The 23,809-nt window shown below is 71.5% G+C and carries 22 protein-coding genes; 14 read left to right on the top strand and 8 right to left on the bottom strand.

Annotated elements, in window-relative coordinates; all coding sequences use genetic code 11:
• Nucleotides 1-94: 94 nt before the first annotated feature.
• Nucleotides 95-1,036, bottom strand: a complete 942-nt coding sequence (locus MHO01S_RS04095; RefSeq protein ID WP_060960315.1) for a Ppx/GppA phosphatase family protein — start codon at nt 1,034-1,036, stop codon at nt 95-97.
• 100 nt (nt 1,037-1,136) lie between these two features.
• Here MHO01S_RS04095 and coaA point away from each other — a divergent pair, with 100 nt between their 5' ends.
• The 9 genes from coaA (at nt 1,137) to MHO01S_RS04050 (ending at nt 9,079) form a co-directional block, all read left to right on the top strand.
• Nucleotides 1,137-2,084, top strand: a complete 948-nt coding sequence (gene coaA / locus MHO01S_RS04090) for a type I pantothenate kinase (protein WP_060960316.1) — start codon at nt 1,137-1,139, stop codon at nt 2,082-2,084.
• 60 nt (nt 2,085-2,144) lie between these two features.
• Nucleotides 2,145-3,995, top strand: a complete 1,851-nt coding sequence (gene glmS / locus MHO01S_RS04085) for a glutamine--fructose-6-phosphate transaminase (isomerizing) (protein ID WP_060960317.1) — start codon at nt 2,145-2,147, stop codon at nt 3,993-3,995.
• A 311-nt stretch (nt 3,996-4,306) separates the two neighbouring features.
• Nucleotides 4,307-4,702 carry a holo-ACP synthase gene (locus tag MHO01S_RS04080; protein WP_060960318.1) on the top strand — a complete coding sequence of 132 codons (396 nt, stop codon included), beginning with the start codon at nt 4,307-4,309 and terminating at the stop codon, nt 4,700-4,702.
• Complete coding sequence (gene alr / locus MHO01S_RS04075; RefSeq protein WP_061781868.1) at nt 4,699-5,823, top strand: alanine racemase; 1,125 nt, start codon at nt 4,699-4,701, stop codon at nt 5,821-5,823. Before MHO01S_RS04080 ends, alr begins: the two co-directional genes overlap by 4 nt.
• Entirely contained in the window at nt 5,820-6,323 is a 504-nt protein-coding gene (gene tsaE / locus MHO01S_RS04070) for a tRNA (adenosine(37)-N6)-threonylcarbamoyltransferase complex ATPase subunit type 1 TsaE (protein ID WP_060960320.1), read from the top strand. Before alr ends, tsaE begins: the two co-directional genes overlap by 4 nt.
• 44 nt (nt 6,324-6,367) lie before the next feature.
• Nucleotides 6,368-7,060 (top strand): tRNA (adenosine(37)-N6)-threonylcarbamoyltransferase complex dimerization subunit type 1 TsaB, encoded by a 693-nt coding sequence (gene tsaB / locus MHO01S_RS04065; RefSeq protein WP_061781867.1) that lies wholly within the window; start codon nt 6,368-6,370, stop codon nt 7,058-7,060.
• Entirely contained in the window at nt 7,057-7,566 is a 510-nt protein-coding gene (gene rimI / locus MHO01S_RS04060; protein ID WP_060960322.1) for a ribosomal protein S18-alanine N-acetyltransferase, read from the top strand. The genes tsaB and rimI overlap by 4 nt, the downstream gene beginning before the upstream one ends.
• Nucleotides 7,563-8,618 (top strand): tRNA (adenosine(37)-N6)-threonylcarbamoyltransferase complex transferase subunit TsaD, encoded by a 1,056-nt coding sequence (gene tsaD / locus MHO01S_RS04055; RefSeq protein WP_061781898.1) that lies wholly within the window; start codon nt 7,563-7,565, stop codon nt 8,616-8,618. The genes rimI and tsaD overlap by 4 nt, the downstream gene beginning before the upstream one ends.
• Nucleotides 8,615-9,079 (top strand): hypothetical protein, encoded by a 465-nt coding sequence (locus tag MHO01S_RS04050; protein WP_060960323.1) that lies wholly within the window; start codon nt 8,615-8,617, stop codon nt 9,077-9,079. The genes tsaD and MHO01S_RS04050 overlap by 4 nt, the downstream gene beginning before the upstream one ends.
• 16 nt (nt 9,080-9,095) lie before the next feature.
• On the opposite strand, the gene MHO01S_RS04045 is transcribed toward MHO01S_RS04050, so the two are convergent.
• Both MHO01S_RS04045 and MHO01S_RS04040 read right to left on the bottom strand, forming a co-directional pair.
• Nucleotides 9,096-10,292, bottom strand: coding sequence for a THUMP-like domain-containing protein (locus MHO01S_RS04045; protein WP_061781866.1), 1,197 nt, complete (start codon nt 10,290-10,292; stop codon nt 9,096-9,098).
• A 23-nt stretch (nt 10,293-10,315) separates the two neighbouring features.
• The gene (locus MHO01S_RS04040) at nt 10,316-11,584 is read right to left on the bottom strand and encodes an extracellular catalytic domain type 1 short-chain-length polyhydroxyalkanoate depolymerase (protein WP_061781865.1); all 1,269 of its coding nucleotides are present in this window, start codon (nt 11,582-11,584) and stop codon (nt 10,316-10,318) included.
• Nucleotides 11,585-11,825: 241 nt separating this feature from the next.
• On the opposite strand from MHO01S_RS04040, the gene groES reads away from it, so the two are divergent.
• From groES to MHO01S_RS04025, 3 genes are all read left to right on the top strand, one after another.
• Nucleotides 11,826-12,122 carry a co-chaperone GroES gene (groES, locus tag MHO01S_RS04035; protein WP_005050391.1) on the top strand — a complete coding sequence of 99 codons (297 nt, stop codon included), beginning with the start codon at nt 11,826-11,828 and terminating at the stop codon, nt 12,120-12,122.
• A gap of 198 nt (nt 12,123-12,320) precedes the next feature.
• On the top strand, nt 12,321-13,253 hold the full coding sequence (rarD, locus tag MHO01S_RS04030) for an EamA family transporter RarD (protein ID WP_060960325.1): 933 nt from the start codon (nt 12,321-12,323) through the stop codon (nt 13,251-13,253).
• Nucleotides 13,254-13,434: 181 nt separating this feature from the next.
• Nucleotides 13,435-14,697 carry an ABC transporter substrate-binding protein gene (locus MHO01S_RS04025; RefSeq protein WP_060960326.1) on the top strand — a complete coding sequence of 421 codons (1,263 nt, stop codon included), beginning with the start codon at nt 13,435-13,437 and terminating at the stop codon, nt 14,695-14,697.
• Between the two features lie 207 nt (nt 14,698-14,904).
• Here MHO01S_RS04025 and MHO01S_RS04020 read toward each other — a convergent pair whose 3' ends face one another.
• The 4 genes from MHO01S_RS04020 to MHO01S_RS04005 all read right to left on the bottom strand — a co-directional run bounded on the left by MHO01S_RS04020 (nt 14,905) and on the right by MHO01S_RS04005 (nt 19,043).
• Nucleotides 14,905-15,630: an ABC transporter ATP-binding protein gene (locus MHO01S_RS04020; RefSeq protein ID WP_101307269.1), complete on the bottom strand. Its 726-nt coding sequence runs from the start codon at nt 15,628-15,630 to the stop codon at nt 14,905-14,907.
• A 56-nt stretch (nt 15,631-15,686) separates the two neighbouring features.
• Complete coding sequence (locus MHO01S_RS04015; protein WP_197425781.1) at nt 15,687-16,562, bottom strand: ABC transporter ATP-binding protein; 876 nt, start codon at nt 16,560-16,562, stop codon at nt 15,687-15,689.
• A 130-nt stretch (nt 16,563-16,692) separates the two neighbouring features.
• Nucleotides 16,693-17,682, bottom strand: coding sequence for a branched-chain amino acid ABC transporter permease (locus MHO01S_RS04010; RefSeq protein WP_060960328.1), 990 nt, complete (start codon nt 17,680-17,682; stop codon nt 16,693-16,695).
• A gap of 5 nt (nt 17,683-17,687) precedes the next feature.
• A complete protein-coding gene (locus tag MHO01S_RS04005) occupies nt 17,688-19,043 on the bottom strand; it encodes a branched-chain amino acid ABC transporter permease (protein ID WP_060960329.1) in 1,356 nt (451 codons plus the stop codon).
• A 231-nt stretch (nt 19,044-19,274) separates the two neighbouring features.
• On the opposite strand from MHO01S_RS04005, the gene guaB reads away from it, so the two are divergent.
• Nucleotides 19,275-20,777: an IMP dehydrogenase gene (gene guaB / locus MHO01S_RS04000; protein ID WP_061781864.1), complete on the top strand. Its 1,503-nt coding sequence runs from the start codon at nt 19,275-19,277 to the stop codon at nt 20,775-20,777.
• A gap of 23 nt (nt 20,778-20,800) precedes the next feature.
• Here the strand turns inward: guaB and MHO01S_RS03995 are convergent, their stop codons facing one another.
• Nucleotides 20,801-21,907 carry an FAD-dependent oxidoreductase gene (locus MHO01S_RS03995; protein ID WP_061781863.1) on the bottom strand — a complete coding sequence of 369 codons (1,107 nt, stop codon included), beginning with the start codon at nt 21,905-21,907 and terminating at the stop codon, nt 20,801-20,803.
• 211 nt (nt 21,908-22,118) lie between these two features.
• On the opposite strand from MHO01S_RS03995, the gene MHO01S_RS03990 reads away from it, so the two are divergent.
• Nucleotides 22,119-23,807: an ABC-F family ATP-binding cassette domain-containing protein gene (locus MHO01S_RS03990; protein ID WP_060960332.1), complete on the top strand. Its 1,689-nt coding sequence runs from the start codon at nt 22,119-22,121 to the stop codon at nt 23,805-23,807.
• The last annotated feature ends 2 nt before the right edge of the window (nt 23,808-23,809 follow it).

Raw genomic sequence — 23,809 nt, 5'->3', positions numbered from 1 at the left:
CGCATCCCCCAGACGGAGGGGTCGCTCCCCCTCCTGACCCGGGGATGCCGCGCGCGGACGGCCGGGGAAGCTCCCGACCGGTCGATGCGCGGCGTCAGGCCGGTTCCTGCCAACTCAGCGACTCGATGTACCGCAGCAGCACGCCCTCACGCAGGGCCCACGGGCTCACCTCGAGCTCGTCGACGTCCAGTGCGGTCATCGCGGTGTGCAGCACGACGGCCGCCGCGACGATCTGGAACGTGCGATCGGCGGTGATGCCGGGCAGCTCCTGCCGAGCGGATGCCGGGATGCGCGCGAGCCGCGGGATCCACGAGCCCAGCGCGCCGCGCGGCAGCAGCATCCGCTCGCTGCCGCTCCAGCCGGGGGCGGGATAGCCCGCGAGCTTGGCGAGGGAGCGGATCGCCTTGGACGATCCGACCACGTGATTCGGCCGCGGCTGGCCGGACATGAGCTCGGCGACGGGCGCCAGGACGCCGCGCGCGTGGTCGCGCAGCACCTCGACGGCATCCTCCCCGGGCGGGTCGTGCGGCAGGAACTCCACCGTCGACCGGCCGGCTCCCAGCGGGACGGAGGCGGCGACGTCCGGCAGTTCGTCGGCGCCCGAGGCCACCTCGAGCGATCCGCCGCCGATGTCGAAGAGCAGGATCTGGCCCGCCGACCAGCCGAACCAGCGACGCACGGCGAGGAAGGTGAAACGGGCTTCGGACTCGCCGCCGAGCACCTGCAGCTCCTGCCCGAGTGCCGCCTCGATCCGGGCGATCACGTCGGCGCCGTTGGCGGCCTCGCGCACGGCGCTCGTCGCGGTGGCGAGCAGCTCGACGACGTTCTCGGCCTGGGCGACCGCGCGCGCCTGGGTGACGGCATCCACCAGCGCCGTCACGCCCGTCTCGCTGATCGATCCGTCGGGCTCGAGGTAGCGCATCAGGCGCAGCACCGTGCGTTGGCTCGTGGTGGCCTGGGGGCGTCCTCCGGGGTGGACATCGGCGACGAGCAGGTGGACGGTGTTCGAGCCGATGTCGAGGACTCCGAGACGCATGCGTTCAGCGTATCCACAGATGGGTTCCGCGCCGTCACAGCCGGCGCGGGCCCGGCATCCCCTCGCGGGGCGGAGCCGCCGCATGGATAGAGTAGGCCCGATGTCCACCGAAGACGAGACGACTGCCATCGACTCGCTGTACCGCGAGATCGACCGTTCCGAGTGGGCCCGGCTGGCGGCCGGCATCCCCACCCCCCTCAGTGAGACCGAGGTCGTGCAGTTGCGCGGCATCGGCGACCGGTTGGACCTCGCCGAGGTGCGCGAGGTGTACCTCCCGCTCAGCCGACTGCTGAGCACCTACGCCGAGAACACCAAGCGGCTGGGCGCCGAGACCGCGGCGTTCCTGGGCGAGCCCGACTCCACGACGCCGTTCGTGGTCGCCGTCGCCGGCTCGGTGGCCGTGGGCAAGTCGACCATCGCGCGGCTGCTGCGCGAGCTGATGAGCCGCTGGCCCGGCACGCCGCGCGTCGAGCTGGTCACGACGGACGGCTTCCTCTACTCCAACGCCGAGCTCGAGCGGCGCGGGCTGATGGCCCGTAAGGGGTTCCCCGAGTCGTACGACCGGCGCGCCCTCGTCAGCTTCCTCACCGAGGTCAAGTCGGGTGCGGCGGAGGTGCGGGCGCCGTTCTACTCCCACGTGCGGTACGACATCGTCCCGGACGCCCACGTCACCGTGCGCCGCCCGGACGTCGTGATCGTCGAGGGACTGAACGTGCTCTCGCCGCCCCCGACGCCGAACGACGTCGCCGTCAGCGATCTGTTCGACTTCTCGATCTACGTGGATGCCGACGAGGCCGACATCGCGCAGTGGTACGTCGACCGGTTCCTCGCCCTGCGGCGCGGCGCCTTCAGCAACCCCCACTCGTTCTTCAAGGTGTTCGCGGAGCTGTCCGACGAGGAGGCCGTGACCACGGCGCTCGGCTACTGGAACGACATCAACCTGCCGAACCTCCGCGAGAACGTCGCGCCCACGCGGCATCGGGCGACCCTCGTGCTGAAGAAGGCGGCGGCGCACGCCGTCGAGTCGGTGCGGCTGCGCAAACTCTGAGCGCAATCTCACGGCGTTTGTGAGGGATCCGCGCAAATACCCGGACCTAGCATGGACCCCATGTGTGGAATCGTCGGATACGTGGGCCCGCGCGACAGCCAGGCCATCCTCCTGTCCGGGCTCGCCCGCCTCGAGTACCGCGGCTACGACTCCGCCGGCATCGCCGTGATCGACGGTCAGGGCGATCTCGACATGCGCAAGCGCGCCGGCAAGCTCCAGGTGCTGCGCGACGACCTCGCCGCCCACCCCATGCCCGACGGCACCACCGGCATCGGCCACACGCGCTGGGCGACCCACGGCGGCCCGACCGACGCGAACGCGCATCCGCATCTGGCCGACGACGACAAGCTCGCCGTCATCCACAACGGCATCATCGAGAACTTCTCCGAGCTCAAGGCCGAGCTGCTCAGCGAGGGCTTCACGTTCCGCTCCGAGACCGACACCGAGGTCGCGGCGGTCCTCCTCGGCCGCGAGTACCAGGCCTCGGGCGACCTCGTCGCCGCGTTCCGCACGGTCGTCGCGCGCCTGGAGGGGGCGTTCACCCTGCTCGCGATGCACCGCGACCAGCCGGGACTCGTCGTCGGCGCCCGCCGCAACTCGCCGTTGGTCATCGGCCTCGGCGACGGGGAGAACTTCCTCGGATCCGACGTCGCGGCCTTCGTGGAGCACACCCGCAACGCCCTCGCGATCGGGCAGGACGAGATCGTGGCGATCACCCCGGCCGGCGTCGAGGTGACCGACTTCGCCGGCGCGCCCGTCGAGGTGGAGCCCTTCGAGGTCGTCTGGGACGCCTCGGCCGCAGAGAAGGGCGGCTGGTCGTCGTTCATGGCCAAGGAGGTCTCCGAGGAGCCCGAGGCCGTCGCGAACACCATCCGCGGGCGCCTCCACGACGCCGCCGTGACCATCCCCGAGCTGGACGGCCTGGACGAGCTGTTCACCGGCATCCGTCGCATCGTCGTCATCGCGTGCGGCACCGCCGCGTACGCGGGCCAGACCGGCAAGTACGCGCTGGAGCAGTGGACGCGCATCCCCGTCGACGTCGAGCTCGCCCACGAGTTCCGCTACCGCGATCCGGTGATCGGCGACGACACCCTCGTCGTCTCGATCAGCCAGTCCGGCGAGACGATGGACACGCTCATGGCGGTCAAGTACGCGCGCGAGCACGGCGCGAAGACGCTGTCGATCTGCAACACGCAGGGCGCGACGATTCCGCGCGAGTCGGATGCCGTGATCTACACGCACGCCGGACCCGAGGTGGCCGTGGCATCCACCAAGGCCTTCGTCGCCCAGATCACCGCGCTGTACCTGCTCGCGCTGCACGTCGCGCGCGTGCGCGGCACCATCTCGCACGCCGAGCAGGCGCTGCACGTGCGCGAGCTGGAGGCCGTCCCCGGCAAGATCCAGCGCGTGCTCGACGAGGAGCAGACGCACATCGAGCAGTTCTCGCGCTGGATGGCCGACACGCAGTCGGTGCTCTTCCTCGGCCGTCACGTCGGTTACCCGATCGCCCTCGAGGGTGCGCTGAAGCTCAAGGAGATCAGCTACATCCACGCCGAGGGCTTCGCCGCCGGCGAGCTCAAGCACGGCCCGATCGCGCTCATCGAGCCCGGCCAGCCCGTGTTCGTCATCGTGCCGTCGCCGCGCGAGTCGGCCGAGCTGCACAAGAAGGTGGTCTCCAACATCCAGGAGATCCGCGCTCGCGGCGCCCGCGTGATCGTCGTCGCCGAAGAGGGGGATGCCGCGGTGCTCCCGTTCGCCGACGAGGTGCTGCGCATCCCGCTCGCCGGGCCCCTGTTCGAGCCGCTGCTGGCCGTCGTGCCGCTGCACGTGTTCGCGATGGGCCTCGCCACGGCGAAGGGCCTGGACGTCGACCAGCCGCGCAACCTCGCGAAGTCCGTCACGGTCGAGTAACCCTCGCGCCGCGCGCCGCCGCGCGTCTCGCGCCGCACCGCGAGACGCATCTTGCGTGCCGAGAAGCCACTCCGTGGCGGGTTTCTCGGTACGGCAGTGGTTTCTCGCGAGCGCGAGCGCGGGCAGGCCGGCCGCGGCGATCGGGATGCGGCGCCAGTAGGCTGGCGGGGGCGCGGGCGACGCGGCGTCGACCACGACGCCGCCGAGCAAAACAGGTCGACCACGACGCCGCCGAGCAGAACAGGTCGACCACCACGCCGCCGAGCAGAACAGGTCGACCACAACGCCGTCGAGCAGAACAGGGGGATGCCGTGATCATCGGAATCGGCGTCGACCTCGTCGACATCCCGCGTTTCGAGCGGTCGCTGGAGCGCACGCCGCGACTGCGCGAGCGCCTCTTCGCGCCCGCGGAGCGTCGCCTGAAGCCGCACTCGCTCGCCGCACGCTACGCGGCGAAGGAGGCGCTGATCAAGGCGCTCGGCGGCTCTGACGGCGTGCACTGGACCGACATCGAGGTCGCGAGCGAGCCCTCGGGGCGCCCCGTCTTCGCGCTCAGCGGCGACACCGCCGCGACGGTCGCCGCCCGCGGCATCGGCATGATCCACCTCTCGCTCAGCCATGACGCCGGACTGGCCGCGGCCTACGTCGTCGCCGAGTCCGCGGTGGGCGACGGGCCGATCATCCGCGACATCGAGGGGGACGCGTGAGCCGACTTCCGGAGGGCGTGCTGCGCGAAGCGCTCATCGACACGTCCGCGATCAGCGCGAACGTGCGTCATCTGCGACAGCTGACGGCATCCGAGGTCATCGCCGTCGTCAAGGCCGACGGGTACGGGCACGGCGCGGTCCGCTCGGCCCGCGCCGCCCTCGACGGCGGCGCGCGGCGGATCGGCGTCTCGGACATCGACGAGGCGCTCGCGCTGCGACGCGCCGGCATCGACGCCCCGATCCTGGCGTGGCTGCACGCCCCCGGAGCCCGCTTCGCCGAGGCCGCCGGCCGCGGTATCGAGCTGGGTGTGTCGAGCCTCGACCAGCTGCAGGCCGCGGCGGCCGCGGCATCCGGCGACCGTCCCGTCGGCGTGCACCTCAAGCTCGAGACGGGCCTCGGCCGCAACGGTCTGGCTCCGGCCGCCTACGCCACCGCCTTCGCGGAAGCCGCACGGCTCGAGCGCATCGGGCGGCTGCGCGTCATCGGGATCTTCAGCCACCTCTCCAACGCGTCGGCCGACGACGACCGCGCCGCGATCGGGCGGTTCACCGACGCACTCGCGCTCGCGGCATCCCACGGCCTCGCCCCGCAGCTGCGACACATCGCCGCCTCGCACGCGGCGATCGCCCTTCCGCAGTCGCGCTTCGGCTGTGTGCGGCTCGGCGTGTCGATCTACGGGCTGTCGCCGTTCCCCGAGCGCACATCGGCAGACCTGGGCCTTCGTCCCGCGATGACGCTGCGCGCGGCCGTCGCCGCCGTCCGCCGGGTGCCGGCCGGGCAGGGCGTCTCGTACGGATACCGTCACCGCACCGCGCAGGAGTCCACGCTGGCGCTCGTGCCGGCGGGGTACGCCGACGGGGTCCCCCGCGCCGCCTCGGGCGGGGCGGCCGTGCGCATCGGCGGCGAGGTGTTCCCCGTCGCGGGCCGGATCGCGATGGACCAGTTCGTCGTCGACGTCGGCGATCATCCGGTCGCGGTCGGCGATGAGGTGGTGCTGTTCGGCGATCCGACCCTCGGCGCCCCGCCGGTGGAGGCGTGGGCGGATGCCGCGGGCACCATCAACTACGAGATCGTGACGCGCATCGGCCCGCGCGTGCCGCGGCGGGAGGTGAACGCATGAGCGGACTGGACGGATTCCTCGGCGAGCGCGAGGTCGCATCGCCCGCGGACATGGAGGACCTCGGACGCTCCTTCGGAGCGGCCCTGCGCGCGGGAGACCTGGTCGTGCTGACGGGGCCGCTGGGGGCGGGCAAGACCACCCTCACCCGCGGCATCGCCGCGTCCCTCGGGGTGCGCGGACGCGTGCAGAGTCCGACGTTCGTCATCGCGCGGACCCATCCGTCGCTGGGCGACGGCCCCGCCCTCGTCCACGTGGACGCGTATCGTCTCGGCACCGACGGCGAGCTCGACGACCTCGACATCGACTTCGAGAACGCCGTGGTCATCGCCGAGTGGGCGGCGCCCTTCGCGGATGCCGTGGCGGATCGCTGGTGGGAGGTCGAGATCGACCGCGGCTGGAGCGGCACCGGGGTGGACAACGCCTGCGGCACGGCCGGCCCCCACGCGGCCGCGATGGAGGACGCCGCCCCGCGCCTCGTCCGCATCACCCGCCACGGCTGAGCCGTCCTGCCCGCCGGCGCGCGCACCCCGACTACCCTGGAACGGTGATCCTCGGCATCGACACCTCGCTCGGCACCGCCGTCGGCATCGTCGATCCCGACGGGGCCGTGCGGGCGGAGAGCGCGAGCGCGAACCCGCTCGGCCATGCCGAGGTCATCGGCGACCTGCTGCGGCAGGCGCTCGTCGAGGCCGAACGCGGTCCGCTCGGTCAGACCGGCGTGAGCGCGCCGGTCGTGCTCACCCACGTCGCGGTGGGCATGGGTCCGGGACCCTTCACGGGGCTGCGGGTCGGCATCGCCGCGGCGCGGGCCTTCGCCCTGGCCCGGGAGCTGCCGGTGGTCGCCGTGCCCAGCCACGACGCCGCCGCTCTCGAGATCCTTCTGGCCACCGCCCTGGTCGACCCGTTCGCCGAGCCGGAGCGGTTCGCCGTCGTCACGGACGCCCGCCGGCGCGAGGTCGCGTACTCGGTGTACGAGGGGGTGGATGCCGACGGCATCCCGATCCGCACCGACGGCCCCGCCCTCAGCCCCCGCGCCGACATCGACGACCTCCTCGCCCGCACCGGCGCGGTGCGACACGACGTCGCGGCGGTCAGCGCGCCCGTGCTCGCCGTGCTCGCGGCGCGCGCGGTGGCCGCCGGGCGGACCCTCGCCGGTCCCGAGCCGCTGTATCTGCGCGCTCCCGACGTCACCCTCCCGCGCAGCGCCGCCGCCCGTCCGCCGGGGGCGGCCGGATGAGCCTGCGACCCGCGGCGGCGGACGACCTTCCCGCCATCATGGAGCTGGAGCGCGCCTCGTTCCCGACCGACGCGTGGAGCGCGGCGATGATGCGCAAGGAGCTCGCGTCGCCGCACGCGCGCTACCTCGTCGACGTCGAGGGCGGCCGGCTCGTCGGCTACGGCGGGGTGCGCGCCGTCGCGTGCGCGGCCGACGCCGACATCCAGACGATCGCGATCGGCGCGGCATACCGTGGACGGGGCCGGGGACGCCTGCTCCTGCGCGCCCTGCTCGACGCGGCGCGCGAGCGCGGCGCCCGCGAGGTGTTCCTCGAGGTGCGCGCCGACAACCCGACGGCGTCCGCGCTGTACCTCTCGGAGGGCTTCATCGAGATCGCCCGCCGTCCCCGCTACTACCAGCCCGACGACGTGGACGCCGTCGTCATGAAGCTCGACCTCGCGGGGTGGGCCGCCGCCCGCACCGCGGCGGCGGGCGCCACCTCGACGGATGCGGGAGCGTGCTCGTGACGGCCACCGAACCCCTCGTGCTCGGCATCGAGACGAGCTGCGACGAGACCGGCATCGGCATCGTGCGCGGCCGCACCCTGTTGAGCAACACGATCGCGAGCTCCATGGACGAGCACGCCCGCTACGGCGGCGTCGTGCCGGAAGTCGCCGCCCGCGCCCACCTGGAGGCGCTGCAGCCCGCGATCGACGCCGCGGTCGCGGAGGCGGGGATCGCCCTGTCCGACCTCGACGCGGTCGCCGTCACGAGCGGACCGGGCCTGGCCGGCGCGCTCATGGTCGGCATCGGCGCGGCGAAGGCGCTCGCCGTCGGGCTGGACAAGCCCCTGTACGCCGTCAACCACCTCGTGGGCCACATCGCCGCCGACCTGTTGACCGGCGACGACGTGGAGTACCCGACGATCGCGCTCCTCGTCAGCGGCGGTCACACCTCTCTGCTGCTCGTGCGCGACCTCGTGTCGGACGTCGAGCTGCTCGGCGAGACGCTGGACGACGCGGCGGGGGAGGCCTTCGACAAGATCGCGCGCATCCTCGGGCTGCCCTATCCCGGCGGCCCGGAGATCGATCGCGCCGCGGCAACCGGAGACCCGGCGGCGATCCGGTTCCCGCGAGGGCTGTCGCGTGCGTCGGACATGGCGGCGCACCGCTACGACTTCTCGTTCTCCGGGTTGAAGACGGCCGTCGCGCGATGGGTCGAGCAGGCCGAGGCCGACGGGCGGGCACCCGACGTATCCGACGTCGCCGCCTCGTTCCGCGAAGCGGTCGTCGACGTGCTCGTCACGAAGGCGCTCGACGCGTGCGCGCGTCACGACGTGCCGCGGCTGCTCCTCGGCGGCGGGGTCATCGCGAACCGGCGCCTGCGCGAGGTCGCGCTGACGCGCGCGGCGGAGGCCGGCGTCGCGGTGCGCATCCCGCCGCTCAGCCTGTGCACCGACAACGGAGCGATGATCGCCGCGCTGGCTGCAGAGCTCATCGCTCACGGACGCCCGGCCTCGCACCTCGGCTTCGGTGCGGACTCGACCCTGCCCGTGACCGAGATCCAGGTGGCCGGATGAGCGACGAGCGTACCCCCGCACCTCCGCCCGAGCCGCGCGTCGAGGCGCCCTCCGACGACGTGGCGCCCGCGGCGACCGCGGCGCTCCCCGGTGAGCACCGGGGCGGCTTCCAGCGCGAGTTCACCCAACCCGTGCCGCTGGCGACGCCCGTGGTCGCGGGGGAGGGGGAGTCGAGTTGGATGCCCGAGCCCGAGGTGCGCTGGGCACCGCCGCCCGAGGTCCTGCCGCGCAGCGCCCCGTGGGCGCTCACCTTCGCCGTGCTGGGCCTCATCGTCTCGATGCTCGTGGGCTGGGGCTTCCTCATCGGCCTCGTCGGCGCGGTGCTGGCGATCGTGGCGATTCGCCGGCCGTGGGAGAGTCGCGCCGTCGCGGTGTGGGCACTCTGTCTGAGCCTGCTCTCGCTCGCCTACAGTGCGGGATGGCTGTGGTGGGCTTCCACCCAGGGGCCTCTGTTCGGCTGACGCCGCCGCCGTGGGGTCACACCCGGTCGGCGAGCACCGCCACCCGTGACGTCCCCGCGCGGGTGAGGATGAGGGTGGCCGTGCCGGGGCCGCGCAGCTTCAGCTTCGTGCGGAGTGCGGCCGGATCGACGTCGACGCCCCGCTTCTTGATCTCGAGCGTGCCGATCTCGCGCTCGCGCAGTGCGCGGGCGAGCGCCTTGACATCGGTCGGCAGCTGCTCGCGGACGCGGAAGGTCTGCACGAAGGGGCTCGTGGCCTCGGCATCCGAGGTGAGATAGGCGATGCCCGGGGCGAGCATGCCGGCGTCGAGCCGGCGCGCGACCTCCCCGATGAGCCGGGCACGGATGACGGCGCCCTCGGGCTCGTGGATGAATCTGCCGAGCGGGCGCACTTCGGCGTCGGGCGCGTCCGCGTCGGCCGTCAGCTCGGAGGCGGCGCCCGCGCGGAGGACGAGGGCGGCCCGCCGCACCCCCGGGCGGGCGAGCGCGCCCGTCCAGAGGACGAGCTCGATCGTCGACCCGTCGACGCTGATCCACTGGGCCTCCACTCCGGCGGGATCGTCCGGGATGAGGGCGCGGTCGAAGGCGGGCCCGAGTTTGATGCCCGCGGGCATCCGCGCGGCCAGCGGGAACACCCAGTCCAGCGACGGCGACCAGTCGGCCGCGCCGAGCCGGGCGGTCTCGGCGTGTCCCGCCGCGCGCCGAGCGGGATCGAGCCAGACGGCGTCGATGCCGTCGAGCGGCACCTCCTCGGCACGGGCGTGGCGCACCGTCGCCGCGTCGCCGAAGGGCGCGAGGTTGTAGGCGGCGAGGGCGGCGGTGGTCTCGTCGGCGTCGACGGCCAGCACCTCCAGCCCGATGCCGGCCAGGGCGAGCGCGTCGCCGCCGATGCCGCATCCGAGGTCGGCCACGCGCCGTACGCCCGCATCGCGGAAGCGGCCGGCGTGACGGGCGGCGATCGACAGCCGCGTCGCCTGCTCCAGCCCCGCCCTCGTGAACAGCATGCGGTCGGCGAACTCGCCGAACTTGGCGCGGGCGCGGGTGCGCAGCCGCGCCTGGCCGACGGCGGCCGAGACCAGCTCGGGCGACAGCCCCGCGGCGCGCAGCCGTGAGACCGTGCGGGCGACGTCGTCGGCGGAATCGATCGCGCCGAGCTCATCGACCAGCCGCAGACCGTCGGCGGTCAGCAGGGCGGTGAGCTCGGCGCGTTCCATCCGGCCAGCCTATGCGGGTCGGCTCAGCAGCCGGCCACCTTGGTCCACCGCGTCGCCGACACCTGCTGCAGGCTCGTCACGGTCGCATCCCCCTGTCCCAGGTAGTCGAGGCTCCCGACCGCGTAGTACGGGTTGTAGGGGTTGGTGCCGTAGCTCGTGGCGCGGCCCGCCGCCTTGTGGTCCGCGTTGGACGCGGTCACACAGCCCGCCGGCGCGGTCGGCGTCGGCGTGGGCGTCGGAGTGGAGGTAGGGGTGGGCGTGGGGGTGGGCGTGGGGGTGGGCGTCGGAGTGCCCGAGCGGTCGACGCGTCGGTTGTTTTGGAAGAAGAAGCCCGTGACGTAGGCCGGGTAGTCGATGCTGTTCGTCGACACGTACGATCCGCCCGGGCCGCCGCCCGCGGGCCAGTTGTGTCCGAGCCCGGTGTTCTGGATCAGCGAGACACGGGGACCCGCGGCATCCGCGTAGAGCGTGCCCGAGCCCGCGGTGTTCGTTCCGGCGAGACCGGTGAGCGCGAACGTCGAGGTCGACCCGGCGCCGTAGATGCCCGCCATGATCTGCGCGTTCAGCGTGTTGTAGCCGGGAGCGACCGTCGTGTCGTTCGACCCGTAGACCACCGAGGTCAGTTGCGTCGCGAAGGCTCCGGATGCCGAGCCGGCGAACGTCGTGCAGGTGTTCCGGCCCTGGGTCTGCGACACGGCGACGCTGCCGATCTGACCGGACGTGGTGCCGACGGTGGGCCCGGCGTTGATGCCGATGCCCGCGAACACGTCGGGGGCGAGGCAGCCCATCACCATGGTCTCGCCGCCGCCCGACGACAGTCCCGACAGATACACCTGCGCCGCGTCGATGCCCAGGGTGCCGCGTGCGGTGAGGGTGGAGACGAGAGCGAGGAGGTTGTCGTCGTGGCGGGCGGGGGAGGTCCGCGAGTGGTTCGCGTCGTAGTAGTCCCAGCAGCCCAGCACGACGCCGCCGCTGGGGGCGTCGGGCAGGGCGACGACCATACCGTACCTCTCGGCGGTCGCCGCCCAGTTGCCGGCCGTCTGCAGGGTGGAGGCCGTCTGGACGCAACCGTGCAGACTGACCATGAGGGCGCGACCGGCGCCGAGCGTCGGCGCGCTCGCCGGCGTGTAGAGGCGCACGTTCATGCCGGCGATCGACTCGGTGGTCCACGACCCGGTCGCCGCCGTGGCGGGTGTCGCCAGCGGCCCGGCGAGCAGTCCGGCGGCCGCGAGTGCGGCGGCCGTCAGCATCGCCGCCACGGCGCGGCGTCGGGGGATGCGGGGGGATGTCATCGGTCTGCTCCGATCCGGCTCCCGCCTTCGACCGGGCACCATTGCCCGGCGGTCCCGGCTCAGGGGAGCCCAGAGCCGATGTTAGGTGAAACATGATTCATGTAACAGGGGGGTTCCGTGTCGCACGGTTGGCACTCGCGTTGCACGAGTGCCAACTCCGCCCTAGACTTCTGTTAGCACTCCACCCCTGTGGGTGCTAACGAGTCTTGAAGCATCACGCCCAGCAAGAAAGAGGTAGACCGTGTCGGTTTCCATCAAGCCGCTCGAGGACCGCATCGTCATCAAGCAGGTCGAGGCTGAGCAGGTCACGTCCAGTGGCCTCGTCATCCCCGACACCGCCAAGGAGAAGCCCCAGGAGGGCGAGGTCGTGGCCGTGGGCCCCGGCCGCATCGACGACAACGGTAACCGCGTCCCGCTCGACGTCGCCGTCGGCGACCGCGTCATCTACAGCAAGTATGGCGGCACCGAGGTGAAGTTCGGCGGCGACGAGTTCCTCGTCCTGTCCGCTCGCGACGTGCTGGCGGTCGTCGTCCGCTGACGATTCGCACAGAAGGGCCCGGATGCCTCGGCATCCGGGCCCTTCTGCATCCCCTCGCGAGCCGCTACACCCCGGTCGAGCCGCCACGGCCCGTCCCGTCCGAAATGTGGCGGCTCGCACAGAACATGGCGGTTCGCGCACGCTGAACGGCAGGATGCCGCGGCATCCAAGTGTCAGGACCGTCGTAGGCTTTGTCTCATGACACCCGCCGACACCGCACGCGAAGAGCGGCTCGGCGGGATCTATGCCTTCGCGGCCTACTTCCTGTGGGGCTTCATGCCCCTCTATTTCCTGACGCTCGCCCCGATCGGGCCGTGGGAGATCGTCGTCTGGCGCATCCTCTTCTCGCTGCTGTTCTGCGCGGTGCTGCTGACGGTCACGCGCACCTGGGGCAAGCTGTTCGCGATCCTGCGCGACCGCCGTCTCGTTTTCTGGACCATCGTGGCGGGTCTGCTGATCTACGTGAACTGGCAGGTCTTCCTCATCGGCATCCTGACCGGGCACGTCATCGAGGGCAGCCTGGGCTACTTCATCAACCCGATCGTGACCGTCCTGCTGGGTGTCATCGTGCTGAAGGAGCGCCTGCGCACCGCGCAGTGGGTCGCCATCGGTTTCGCCGGCCTCGCGGTGATCGTCATCATCGTCGCGTACGGCTCCTTCCCCTGGATCGCCCTCACCCTCGCCGCCAGCTTCGGCGCCTACGGGCTCGTCAAGAAGCAGATCGGTCCGCGCGTCGACGCGATCAGCGGCCTCACGCTCGAGTCCCTCTGGCTCACCCCGATCGCGCTCATCCAGCTCGTCGTCGTCGCGAGCACGACCGGTCTCGTCTTCGGCACCCAGGGAGCCGGCCACACCGTGCTGGTCACCCTCGCCGGCGTCGTGACGGCCGTGCCGCTGCTGCTGTTCGCCAGCGGCGCCCGCCGCGCCCCGCTCACCGTCATCGGCCTGCTCCAGTTCGTCGCGCCGATCCTGCAGTTCATCACCGGCGCGTGGATCCTCCAGGAGCCGATGCCGCTGGAGCGGTGGATCGGGTTCGGACTCGTCTGGGTGGCGCTCATCGTCCTCAGCGCCGACTCGCTGATCGCCGGGCGGCGCGCCCGTGGCGCAGCCGACGTCGTCGATCTGGTCTGAGCCCACCGCGCGGCCCACCGCGAGACCCGCCGCGCGGCCCGCCGCGACCGTTATCGCACCGTGACCGTTCCGTTTCACACCGTTAACGCATCGCAACAATCCGGACGCGACCAGGCCGTTAGGTTTGACCCACTGGGGAGGCTCCCGAGCTCGCCCCGTGTCAACCAGATCAAGGAGCAACATGAGCGTCTTCACACGTTCGCGGGCTGGCAAGGTGCTCGGCGGTATCGCCGTGGCCGCCGTCAGCGCCGTTCTGCTCGCCGGCTGTGCCGGCGGCGGCTCGTCTACGCCCAGCGAAAGCAGCGGCCCGGCCGAGGACCTGACCCTCAAGATCGGCAGCGTGCTGCCGCAGACGGGTAGCCTCGCCTTCCTCGGCCCGCCCGAGGAGGCCGGCGTCCTGCTCGCCGTCGACGAGGTGAACAAGGCGGCCAAGGGCATCACGGTCGACTTCACCCCCGGCGACTCCGGCGACGCCGACAACAAGGCCTTCGAGACCACGGTGCCCAAGCTGCAGAGCGCCGGCGTCTCGGCCATGATTGGTGCGGCGGCATCGGGTGTCACGAAGCTGTTCCTCGACTCCAACGTCGCGGCCGGCATCATCACCTTCTCGCCCGCCAACACCTCGCCCGACTTCACCAACTGGGACGACAAGGGCCTGTACTGGCGCACCGCCCCCAGCGACCTGCTGCAGGGTGAGGTGCTCGGCAACCTGATCGCCGAGGACGGCCACAAGAACATCGGCATCATCTACCAGAACGACGCCTACGGCACCGGTCTGTTCGGTGTCGTGAAGGATGTCTTCGAGTCCACCGGCGGCAAGGTCGTGGCCGAGGCGTCCTACAACGACGGCGACAGCTCGTTCGACGCCCAGGTGGCGACGATCGCGGCCGCCAAGCCGGACGCGGTCGTGCTCGTCACGTTCGACCAGTTCGCGACGATCGCTCCGCTCCTGGTCAACGCGGGTCTGCCGGCGAGCAACTTCTACCTCGTCGACGGCAACCTCAAGCAGTGGGGCGACAAGGTCTCCGTGTCGCTCGAAGGCGCCAAGGGCACCACGCCCGGACCGGTGCTCGAGGACGACTTCAAGGAGCGTCTGAACACCACGTGGACCGCCGCCGGCAACGCCGCGCTCGAGGACTACTCGTACGCGGCCGAGTCCTACGACGCGGTCGTGCTGCTGGCCCTCTCCGCCCTCGCGGCGAAGTCGACCACCGGCGCCGACATGGCGGGCAAGCTGCAGGAGGTCTCCGGCGGCTCGGGCGATGGCAAGAAGTGCACCTCGTTCTCCGAGTGCGCCGACATCATCCTCGGCGGCGGCGTGGCCGACTACGACGGCTACTCCGGCCCGATCACCTTCGACGAGCACGGCGACCCGACGCAGGCGTCCATCGGCATCTTCCAGTTCGGTGCCGACAACATGCACACCCGCATCGACACGCGCTGACACTCGACGCGTAGAGAGGGCCCCGGAGCGATCCGGGGCCCTTTCCCGTGCGTGCGGCGCGACCCGCCGCGTGCGGCGCGGCCCGCCGTGTGCCGGCGCGGCCCGCCGCCCGCGGCGCCGCTGCGGATGGATGCCACGGCATCCCGGTACGCGAAGAGGCCCCCTCGCGGCGGGAGGGGGCCTCTTCGGTCGTGCCGGACGGGGTGCTCAGTGCTCCTCGTCCGTGCCCAGCGTACCCAGGTAGAGACCGATGACCTGCGGGTCGTTCAGCAGGTCGCGCCCCGTGCCCTCGTGCGCGTCGCGGCCCTGGTCGAGGACGTAGCCGCGGTCGCAGATCTGCAGGCAGCGGCGCGCGTTCTGCTCGACCATGATCGTCGTCACGCCCGCCTTGTTGATGTCGGAGACGCGGATGAAGGCGTCGTCCTGACGTACGGGCGACAGCCCGGCGCTCGGCTCGTCGAGCAGCAGCACCGACGGGTCCATCATGAGGGCGCGGCTCATCGCCACCATCTGCCGTTCGCCGCCGGACAGCGAGCCGGCACGCTGCTTGAGGCGCTTGCCGAGCTCGGCGAAGATGCCGGTCACGAACTCGAGGCGGGCGGCGTAGATCTTGGGGTTCTGGTAGAGCCCCATCTGCAGGTTCTCCTCGATCGACAGCGACGGGAAGACGTTGTTCGTCTGCGGGACGAACGCCACCCCGCGCTGGACGAGCTTGTCGGCCTTGAGGCCCACGATCGACTCGCCGTTCACCGTGATGTCGCCGCCGCGCACCTTCACGAGCCCGAAGATCGACTTCAGCAGCGTGGACTTGCCGGCGCCGTTGGGACCGATGATGCCGATCAGCTCGCCCTTGCGGGCGACGAGGTTCGCGCCGTTGATGATGTTGATGCCCGGCAGGTAGCCGGCGGTGAGATCGGAGACCTCGACGACGATCTCGTCGGATGCCGCGGGTGCGGCCTGCGCGACGGCTCCCGGGCCCGTGGATGCACTCACTTCTTCTCCTCCTCGGCCTCGGCGATGCTCGCGGCCTCGACGTCCTCGATCTCCTCGAGCAGTTCCTTGGCGGACTCGTCGAGCTCTCCCGGGATGCGGCCCGTGACGACCCCGAGGTCGACGTCCTGGTGGCTGCCGAGGTACGCGTCGATGACGGCCTTGTCCTGCATGACCGAGTCCGGCGGGCCCTCCGCGACGACGCGGCCCTCGGCCATGACGACCACCCAGTCCGCGATGTGGCGCACCATGTGCATGTCGTGTTCGACGAACAGCACGGTCACGCCCAGATCCTTCAGATCCAGGATGTGATCCAGCAGCGACTGCGTGAGCGCGGGGTTCACGCCCGCCATCGGCTCATCCAGCATGACCAGCTGCGGATCGCTCATGAGCGCCCGCGCCATCTCCAGGAGCTTGCGCTGGCCGCCCGACAGCGATGCGGCGAAGTCCTTCTCCTTGGTGTCGAGCTTGAAGCGCTGCAGCAGGCCGCGGGCCTTCTCCTCGTTCGCCGTCTCCTGCCCGCGCCAGATGCCCGGGATGAAGGCGGACCAGAACCGTTCGCCCTTCTGCTTGGGCGCGCCGAGCTTCATGTTCTCGAGCACCGTCAGCAGCGACAGCGCCTTGGTCAGCTGGAACGTGCGCACCTGCCCCATCCGGGCCACCTTGAAGGCGGGGATGCCGGCGAGGTTCTTCCCGTCGTACGACCACGTGCCCGAGTTGGGCTTGTCGAAGCCGCACAGCAGGTTGAACAGGGTCGTCTTGCCGGCGCCGTTGGGGCCGATGAGCGCCGTGATGGCGTGCCGCGGGATCTCGAGGTGGTCGACGTCGACGGCGGTGAGGCCGCCGAAGCGTCGCGTGACGTCGTCGATCACCATGATCGGGTCGACCTTCGCCACCCCCGGGACGGCGGCGCCCGTGGCGAGACCGGTCTTCTTCGGGCGGCGGATGCTGCCCGTCGCGGTCGTCACCGGCGCGGTCGCGTCGGGGACGCCCTGGGGGTTCTGATCACTTGACAAAGGTCATCTCCTTCTTGTCGCCGAGAATGCCCTGCGGCCGGAAGATCACGATGAGCATGAGGGCGACGCCCACGAGGATGAAGCGCAGCGTGCCCGCCTGGATGTCGCTCATCGGCAGCCAGCCGGCCTTCGCCATCTCGGGCAGGAGGTTGCCGAGCAGGGCCATCACCATCCAGAACAGGACGGCACCGAGCGACGGACCGAAGATGGTCGACGCGCCGCCGAGCAGGAGGATCGTCCACAGGAAGAAGGTGAGCGCCGTCGTGTAGCTCGACGGGATCACCGCGGACGGCAGCACGTAGACGATGCCGCCGAGCGCGCCGATCACGCCGCCGACGACGAGCGCCTGCATCTTGTAGGCGAAGACGTTCTTGCCCAGGGAGCGTACGGCGTCCTCGTCTTCGCGGATGCCCTTGAGCACGCGTCCCCACGGGCTGCGCATGAGCGCCCAGACCACGAAGATCGACACCGCGAGCAGCACCAGACCGAACACGACGACCCAGAGCTGCTGCGCCGTGAACTGCCAGGGCCCCCAGCCGTAGCGCGCGCCGCCGGGCAGCGACGGGAACGGGTTGGCCGACTGGAAGCTCCCGTTGTAGTTGCCGAGGCCGTCGGCGGAGTTCGTCCACTCGTCGAACACCTGCGTGGTGAACAGCAGGCGCACGATCTCCGCGGCCGCGATCGTGACGATCGCGAGGTAGTCCGCGCGCAGCCGCAGGGTCGGGATGCCGAGGATGACCGCGAAGACGGCGGCCAGCAGCAGGCCGACGATCATCGCGAGGTACCACGGGAGCCCGAAGGTGAGGATCGAGATCGCGTAGCCGTAGGCGCCGAGGGCCATGAACCCGGCCATGCCGAAGTTCAGGAGGCCCGCGTAGCCGAAGTGCACCGCGAGGCCGGTCGCGGCCAGCGCGTAAGCGATCGTGACGGGGCTCAGCAGATAGCCGAGCGTGTTGCCGATGATGGCGCCCCAATCCATGGCCGTCACCCGAGCCTTTCTCTGCGACCCAGCAGACCTTGCGGCCTGACCAGCAGGATGATGATGAGCACGACGAGGGCTCCCGCGTACTTGAGATCCGACGGGATCCAGAGCGTCGAGGTCTCCACGACGATGCCGACGATGAGCGCACCGAGCAGTGCGCCGAATGCCGTGCCGAGCCCACCGAGCGTGATGGCGGCGAAGATCAGCAGCAGCATCTGCGTTCCCATGTCCCAGCGCACGCCCGGTCGGAAGTACGCCCACAGCACGCCGGAGATGGCCGCCAGCGCTCCCGCGAGGACCCACACGATGCGCACCACGCGGTCGACGTTGATGCCGGATGCGGCGGCGAGCTGCGGGTTGTCGGAGATCGCGCGCGTCGCCTTGCCGATGCGGGTGCGCAGCAGGAAGTAGGCGACGCCGAGGATGACGATGACGCTCACCCCCATGCTGATGAGGTCGATGTACGACAGCGAGATCGGGCCGAACTCGATCGGCGCCGGGCTCGACCCCGGCAGCTGGCTCGTCGCGCCGCCCACGAAGTACTGATAGGTGTAGCGCAGCGCCAGCGACAGGCCGATGCTCACGATCATCAGCTGGACGACGCCGAGCCCGCGGCGGCGCAGAGGCCGCCACAGGCCGGCATCCAGGACCAGGCCCAGGGCGCCGCCGCCGAGAACCGCCGCCGTCACCCCCAGCCACAGCGGAAGCTGCCAGGTCGTGCTGAACAGCAGGGCGAGCAGCGCGCCCCACGTGACCATCTCGCCGTGGGCGAAGTTCGACAGACCGGTCGTGCCGAAGATGAGCGCCGCGCCCATCGCGGCGAGGGCCAGCAGCAGTCCGAAGTTCAGACCGTTGACCAGCCGCACCGCGAGCTGGTCGACGAACGACTGCGTGACGCGCTCACCCTGGCCGAGGAACAGGTTGACGATCTTCGTCTTCGTGAGCCCGAACTCGACCTCGAAGGATCCCGTCGTGCCCTGGATGGGCTGGAGTCCCTCGGGCAGGTTCGACGCGTCGACGATGACGCCTTCCGGGAGCGTGGTCTCATCGACGACGAGCGTGTAGGTGTCCTTGTCGGGAACGTACAGTCGCCACTTGCCCTGGGCGTCGGTGACGGTCTTCGCCTCGAAGCCGCCGCCCTTCACCGACATCCCCACATCGGCGACGGGTTTGTCCTCGAACGTGATCACCCCGCCGAAGTAGTAGTCGGTCTTCTCCTGATCCCCGCCGGGCGTATCGGGGGCGCCGGCGGCGTGCGCGGCGCTCGCAGCCCCGCCGACGATCAAGAGTGACGCTGCGAGCAGCGCTCCGAGGATGAGCACGAGCCACCTCTGGGGCGTTCGTGCGGTGGCGGTCATGGGACGCAAAGGTTCCTCCAGTCCGGCACACCATGGCAGGTGGTGCGGTCGCCTCGACATTGATCAACGACGGTACGAGCGTAATGTGTCGCCATTGTTTCGCCTACCCGCCTCATGTTTCCGGGGGAGCGGAAGTCCGCCGCGGGAACGGGCCGCGGAATGCGCGCCGCCGCCCGCGACTTACAATCGGTACACACCCGAATTCGCGCGCGCGAGATAACAGGAGAGCACGTGGAGCACAACGACCCGTTCGGTTTCGTCGGACTGACCTATGACGACGTGCTGCTCCTGCCGGGGCACACCGACGTCATCCCCTCCGAGGCCGACACGTCGTCGCGCGTCACCCGCCGGATCACCGTGGCGACGCCGCTGCTGTCGGCGGCGATGGACACCGTCAGCGAGGCGCGGATGGCGATCGCGATGGCCCGCGAGGGCGGTCTCGGCATCCTGCACCGCAACCTCGCCATCGCCGAGCAGGCCGCCATGGTCGACCAGGTCAAGCGGAGCGAGTCGGGCATGATCACCGATCCGATCACGACCACCCCCGACGCCACCATCGACGAGGTCGACAAGCTGTGCGGCCAGTACCGCATCTCCGGGCTCCCCGTGGTGGACGAGGACGGGCAGCTGCTGGGCATCATCACGAACCGCGACATGCGCTTCGTGTCGGGCTTCGAGCGCCAGACCACCAAGGTGCGCGACGTCATGACCAGCGAGGGCCTGGTCACCGGGCGCGTCGGCATCGGCGCCAACGAGGTCATCGCGCTGTTCGCGCAGCACCGCGTCGAGAAGCTCCCGCTCATCGACGACGACGGCAAGCTCGCGGGCCTCATCACGATCAAGGACTTCGACAAGAGCGAGAAGTACCCGCTCGCGACGAAGGACGACCAGGGGCGCCTGCGCGTCGGAGCGGCGATCGGCTTCTTCGGCGACGCGTGGGAGCGCGCCGAGGCCCTCCGCGACGCGGGTGTCGACGTCATCGTCGTCGACACGGCCAACGGCCAGTCGCAGGGCGTCATCGACATGGTCCGCCGCCTGAAGGCCGACGAGTCGTTCGCCCACATCGACGTCATCGGCGGCAACGTCGCGACGCGCGAGGGCGCGCAGGCGCTCATCGATGCGGGCGTGGATGCCGTCAAGGTCGGCGTCGGCCCGGGCTCGATCTGCACGACGCGCATCGTCGCGGGCGTGGGCGTACCCCAGGTGACCGCGATCTGGGAGGCCTACCAGGCCGCGCGCGAGGCCGGCATCCCCGTCATCGCCGACGGCGGCCTGCAGTACTCCGGCGACATCGCCAAGGCTCTCGTCGCCGGCGCCGACACCGTCATGCTCGGATCGCTCCTCGCGGGCACCGACGAGTCGCCGGGCGAGATCGTCTTCCAGGGCGGGAAGCAGTTCAAGCTCTACCGCGGCATGGGCTCGCTCGGTGCGATGCAGACGCGCGGCAAGAAGACGTCCTACTCGAAGGACCGCTACTTCCAGGCCGACATCCCGAGCGACGACAAGCTCATCCCCGAGGGCATCGAGGGTCAGGTCGCGTACCGCGGTCCGGTCTCTGCAGTGGCCTACCAGCTCGTCGGCGGCCTCCGTCAGTCGATGTTCTACGTCGGCGCCCGCACCATCGAGGAGCTCAAGGCCCGGGGCAAGTTCGTCCGCATCACGGCGGCCGGGCTCAAGGAGAGCCACCCCCACGACGTGCAGATCGTCGTGGAGGCGCCCAACTACAAGAAGTAGCGGTCGCCGGCCGTCGCCGGTCGTCAGGACGGCAGGCGGAACGGCGCGGCGGCCCGCGCCGACGGGTCCAGAGCGAGCGCGGCGAGGGTCGCGCCCACGCCCGGCGCGAACTTGAAGCCGTGGCCCGAGAAGCCCGCCCCGACCACGACCGGTCCCACGCGGTCGAGCACGAACGCGGCATCCGGAGTGGACGTGTACGTGCACGAGATCGGCGCCGCGCTGTCGGCGTCCAGGCCCGGGAACCACTCCCGCACGTACTCCCGCAGCTCGCGCTGGAGCGTCGGCCGGTGCGGCCGGGCGTCGGGATCGACCTCGTCTCCGACGGCGTGGAACCCCACCTTGACGCCCTCACCGGGTGTCGGCATGCCGTAGACCCCGCCCGGACGCTCTCCCGGGACGCCGATGTGGTTGAACGACGGCCAGGGACCGGGACCGACGGCGGCGAAGTGCGCCGGGCTCTCCTCGGTGACCCGCAGGGGAGGCAGACGGAGGTCCGGGTCGGCGCCCGCCAGCAGCCGATCGGTCCACGCCCCCGCGGTCACGACCGCGACATCCGCCCGCAGCGTCTCGCCGTCGAGCACGACGTCGACGCCGTCCGCATCGGGACGCACCGCGTGGACCGGGGTCTGCCACCGCACCGCGGCGCCGGCGGCGACGATCCGCCGCTCCCATTCGCGCAGCGCCGCGTCGGCGCGGACGACCCCGCCCTCGGGGGAGTGGAGCACGACGTCCTCGAACCGTATCCCGGGCCAGCGGCGATGCGCCTGGGCGGCGTCGAGCAGTTCGGCGCGGATGCCGCGCTCCTGCAGGCGGCGGGCGATCTCGGCCACCGGCACGGGGGCGTCGCGAAGGCCCGCGCCGTGCGTCACCAGGCCGTGCAGACGCAGCAGCGGCTCGCCCTCGACGATGCCGAGCCCGTCCCATCCCTCCCGGGCGCGCGCCAGCAGGTCGAGGTAGTGCTCCTCGCCGTACGCGTTGTTGAAGTTGCGTGTCGCCCCGTGCGACGCGCCCTGGCGGTGGCCCCGCGCGAAGCGGTCGAGCACGATCGGCTGTTCTCCGCGCAGCGTCAGCTGCCAGGCCGTCGCCAGGCCCATGACCCCGCCGCCGATCACGACGATGCGCTGCGCCATGCCGTCTCCTCTCGTTCCGGCATCCATCCTGGGCCACCGCGCCCGTCGACGGCGCGTTCGTGACGCCGCGGGTCGGCGGCCCGCGGGCGCGGCGGTGGCCGCGCGACGGCTCGCGCCGGTCGCTCGGAGGCGCGCGCTGGTCGCCCGGAGGACAACACGCTAGGCTGGTCGGCTCTGCGCCCGCGACGCGGCGAGGGCGGAAGGACCCGTCATGGGCTACATCGACATCGCCGCCGTCTCGTTCACGCTGCCGGACGGGCGCCCGCTGCTGGACGAGGTGACGTTCCGGGTCGCCGACGGCAGGACCACCGCGCTGATCGGCCAGAACGGCGCGGGCAAGACCACGCTGCTGCGCATCATCCGCGGCGAGCTCGCGCCGCGTTCGGGAGTCGTCACCATCGACGGAGGACTCGGCGTCATGGACCAGTTCGTCGGCCACGGCGAGGCGGGCCAGACGATCCACGACCTGCTCATCTCCGTCGCCCCGGCACGCGTCCGCTCCGCCGCGCGCGAGCTCGAGGATGCCGAGTCGGCCATCATCGACCGCGACGACCTCGACACGCAGATGCGCTACGCGGCCGCGCTCGCCGACTACGCCGAAGCGGGTGGCTACGAGTACGAGACCGTGTGGGACACGTGCACGACCGCGGCCCTGGGCGTGCCGTTCGCGCGCGCCCGGTTCCGCGCGCTGACGACGCTGTCGGGCGGCGAGCAGAAGCGGCTCGCCCTCGAGGCGCTGCTGCGCGGTCCCGACCAGGTGCTCCTGCTGGACGAGCCCGACAACTACCTCGACGTCCCCGGCAAGCGCTGGCTCGAGGAGCGCCTGCGCGAGACGGCGAAGACCGTCCTGCTCGTCTCGCACGACCGCGAGCTGCTCGCTCGCGCCGCCGACCGCATCGTGACCCTCGAAGCCGGCGGGGCGGGCAGCACGGCCTGGGTGCACGGCGGCGGGTTCGACGGGTATCACGCCGCCCGCGAAGACCGGATGGCGCGCCTCGACGAGTTGCGCCGGCGCTGGGACGAGCAGCACGCGAAGCTCATGCGCTTCGTCGCGGACATGAAGGCGAAGGCGGCGGCCAGCGACGAATTCGCCTCCCGGTACCGGGCGGCGCAGACGCGGCTGCGCCGCTTCGAGGAGGCCGGGCCGCCCGAGGAGCGCCCGCCGGCGCAGACACTGGACGTGCGCCTCCGCGGCGCGCGGACGGGCAAACGCGCCGTCGTCGCCGAGGGGCTCGAGCTGACCGGCCTCATGACGGCGTTCGACCTCGAGGTCTGGTTCGGCGACCGCATCGCGGTGCTCGGCTCCAACGGGTCGGGCAAGTCCCACTTCCTGCGCCTCCTGGCGCGCGGGGGAACCGACCCCGACCGGCTGCAGGGCCATGTCACCGAGGTGGGAGCCGAGCTCGACCCGGTGGCGCACACGGGTCGTGCGGTGCTCGGCGCCCGCGTCACTCCCGGCTGGTTCGCGCAGACCCACCGGCATCCGGAGTTCTCCGGCCGGTCGCTGCTCGACATCCTGCACCGCGGCGACGACCGGCGCCCCGGCCTGCCGCGCGACGCGGCCAGCTCGGCCCTCGACCGGTACGGACTGGTCCGTCAGGCCGAGCAGACGTTCGACAGCCTCTCGGGTGGGCAGCAGGCCCGGTTCCAGGTCTTGCTGCTGGAGCTGTCGGGCGCGACGCTGCTGCTGCTGGACGAGCCCACCGACAACCTCGATCTCGTCTCGGCGGAGGCGCTGGAGGACGCGCTGCAGCGGTTCGAGGGGACCGTGATGGCCGTGACCCACGATCGGTGGTTCGCGCGCTCGTTCGATCGCTTCCTCGTCTTCGGCGCCGACGGCCGCGTCGTGGAGACCGCCGAGCCGGTCTGGGACGAGGCGCGCGTCGCGCGGCCGCGCTAGCC

This window comes from Microbacterium hominis NBRC 15708 (assembly GCF_001592125.1).
Taxonomy (GTDB): Bacteria; Actinomycetota; Actinomycetes; order Actinomycetales; family Microbacteriaceae; genus Microbacterium; species Microbacterium hominis.
Note: the sequence above shows the minus strand (reverse complement) of the source record. Positions and strands in the feature narration are given on the sequence as shown.

Excerpts from the sequence above, each read along its gene's own strand:
- MHO01S_RS04095 (WP_060960315.1), bottom strand. The coding sequence starts at position 1,036 with ATGCGTCTCGGAGTCCTCGACATCGGCTCGAACACCGTCCACCTGCTC.
- coaA (WP_060960316.1), top strand. The coding sequence starts at position 1,137 with ATGTCCACCGAAGACGAGACGACTGCCATCGACTCGCTGTACCGCGAG.
- glmS (WP_060960317.1), top strand. The coding sequence starts at position 2,145 with ATGTGTGGAATCGTCGGATACGTGGGCCCGCGCGACAGCCAGGCCATC.
- tsaE (WP_060960320.1), top strand. The coding sequence starts at position 5,820 with ATGAGCGGACTGGACGGATTCCTCGGCGAGCGCGAGGTCGCATCGCCC.
- rimI (WP_060960322.1), top strand. The coding sequence starts at position 7,057 with ATGAGCCTGCGACCCGCGGCGGCGGACGACCTTCCCGCCATCATGGAG.
- MHO01S_RS04050 (WP_060960323.1), top strand. The coding sequence starts at position 8,615 with ATGAGCGACGAGCGTACCCCCGCACCTCCGCCCGAGCCGCGCGTCGAG.
- MHO01S_RS04045 (WP_061781866.1), bottom strand. The coding sequence starts at position 10,292 with ATGGAACGCGCCGAGCTCACCGCCCTGCTGACCGCCGACGGTCTGCGG.
- MHO01S_RS04040 (WP_061781865.1), bottom strand. The coding sequence starts at position 11,584 with ATGACATCCCCCCGCATCCCCCGACGCCGCGCCGTGGCGGCGATGCTG.
- rarD (WP_060960325.1), top strand. The coding sequence starts at position 12,321 with ATGACACCCGCCGACACCGCACGCGAAGAGCGGCTCGGCGGGATCTAT.
- MHO01S_RS04025 (WP_060960326.1), top strand. The coding sequence starts at position 13,435 with ATGAGCGTCTTCACACGTTCGCGGGCTGGCAAGGTGCTCGGCGGTATC.
- MHO01S_RS04015 (WP_197425781.1), bottom strand. The coding sequence starts at position 16,562 with ATGGTGATCGACGACGTCACGCGACGCTTCGGCGGCCTCACCGCCGTC.
- MHO01S_RS04010 (WP_060960328.1), bottom strand. The coding sequence starts at position 17,682 with ATGGATTGGGGCGCCATCATCGGCAACACGCTCGGCTATCTGCTGAGC.
- MHO01S_RS04005 (WP_060960329.1), bottom strand. The coding sequence starts at position 19,043 with ATGACCGCCACCGCACGAACGCCCCAGAGGTGGCTCGTGCTCATCCTC.
- MHO01S_RS03995 (WP_061781863.1), bottom strand. The coding sequence starts at position 21,907 with ATGGCGCAGCGCATCGTCGTGATCGGCGGCGGGGTCATGGGCCTGGCG.
- MHO01S_RS03990 (WP_060960332.1), top strand. The coding sequence starts at position 22,119 with ATGGGCTACATCGACATCGCCGCCGTCTCGTTCACGCTGCCGGACGGG.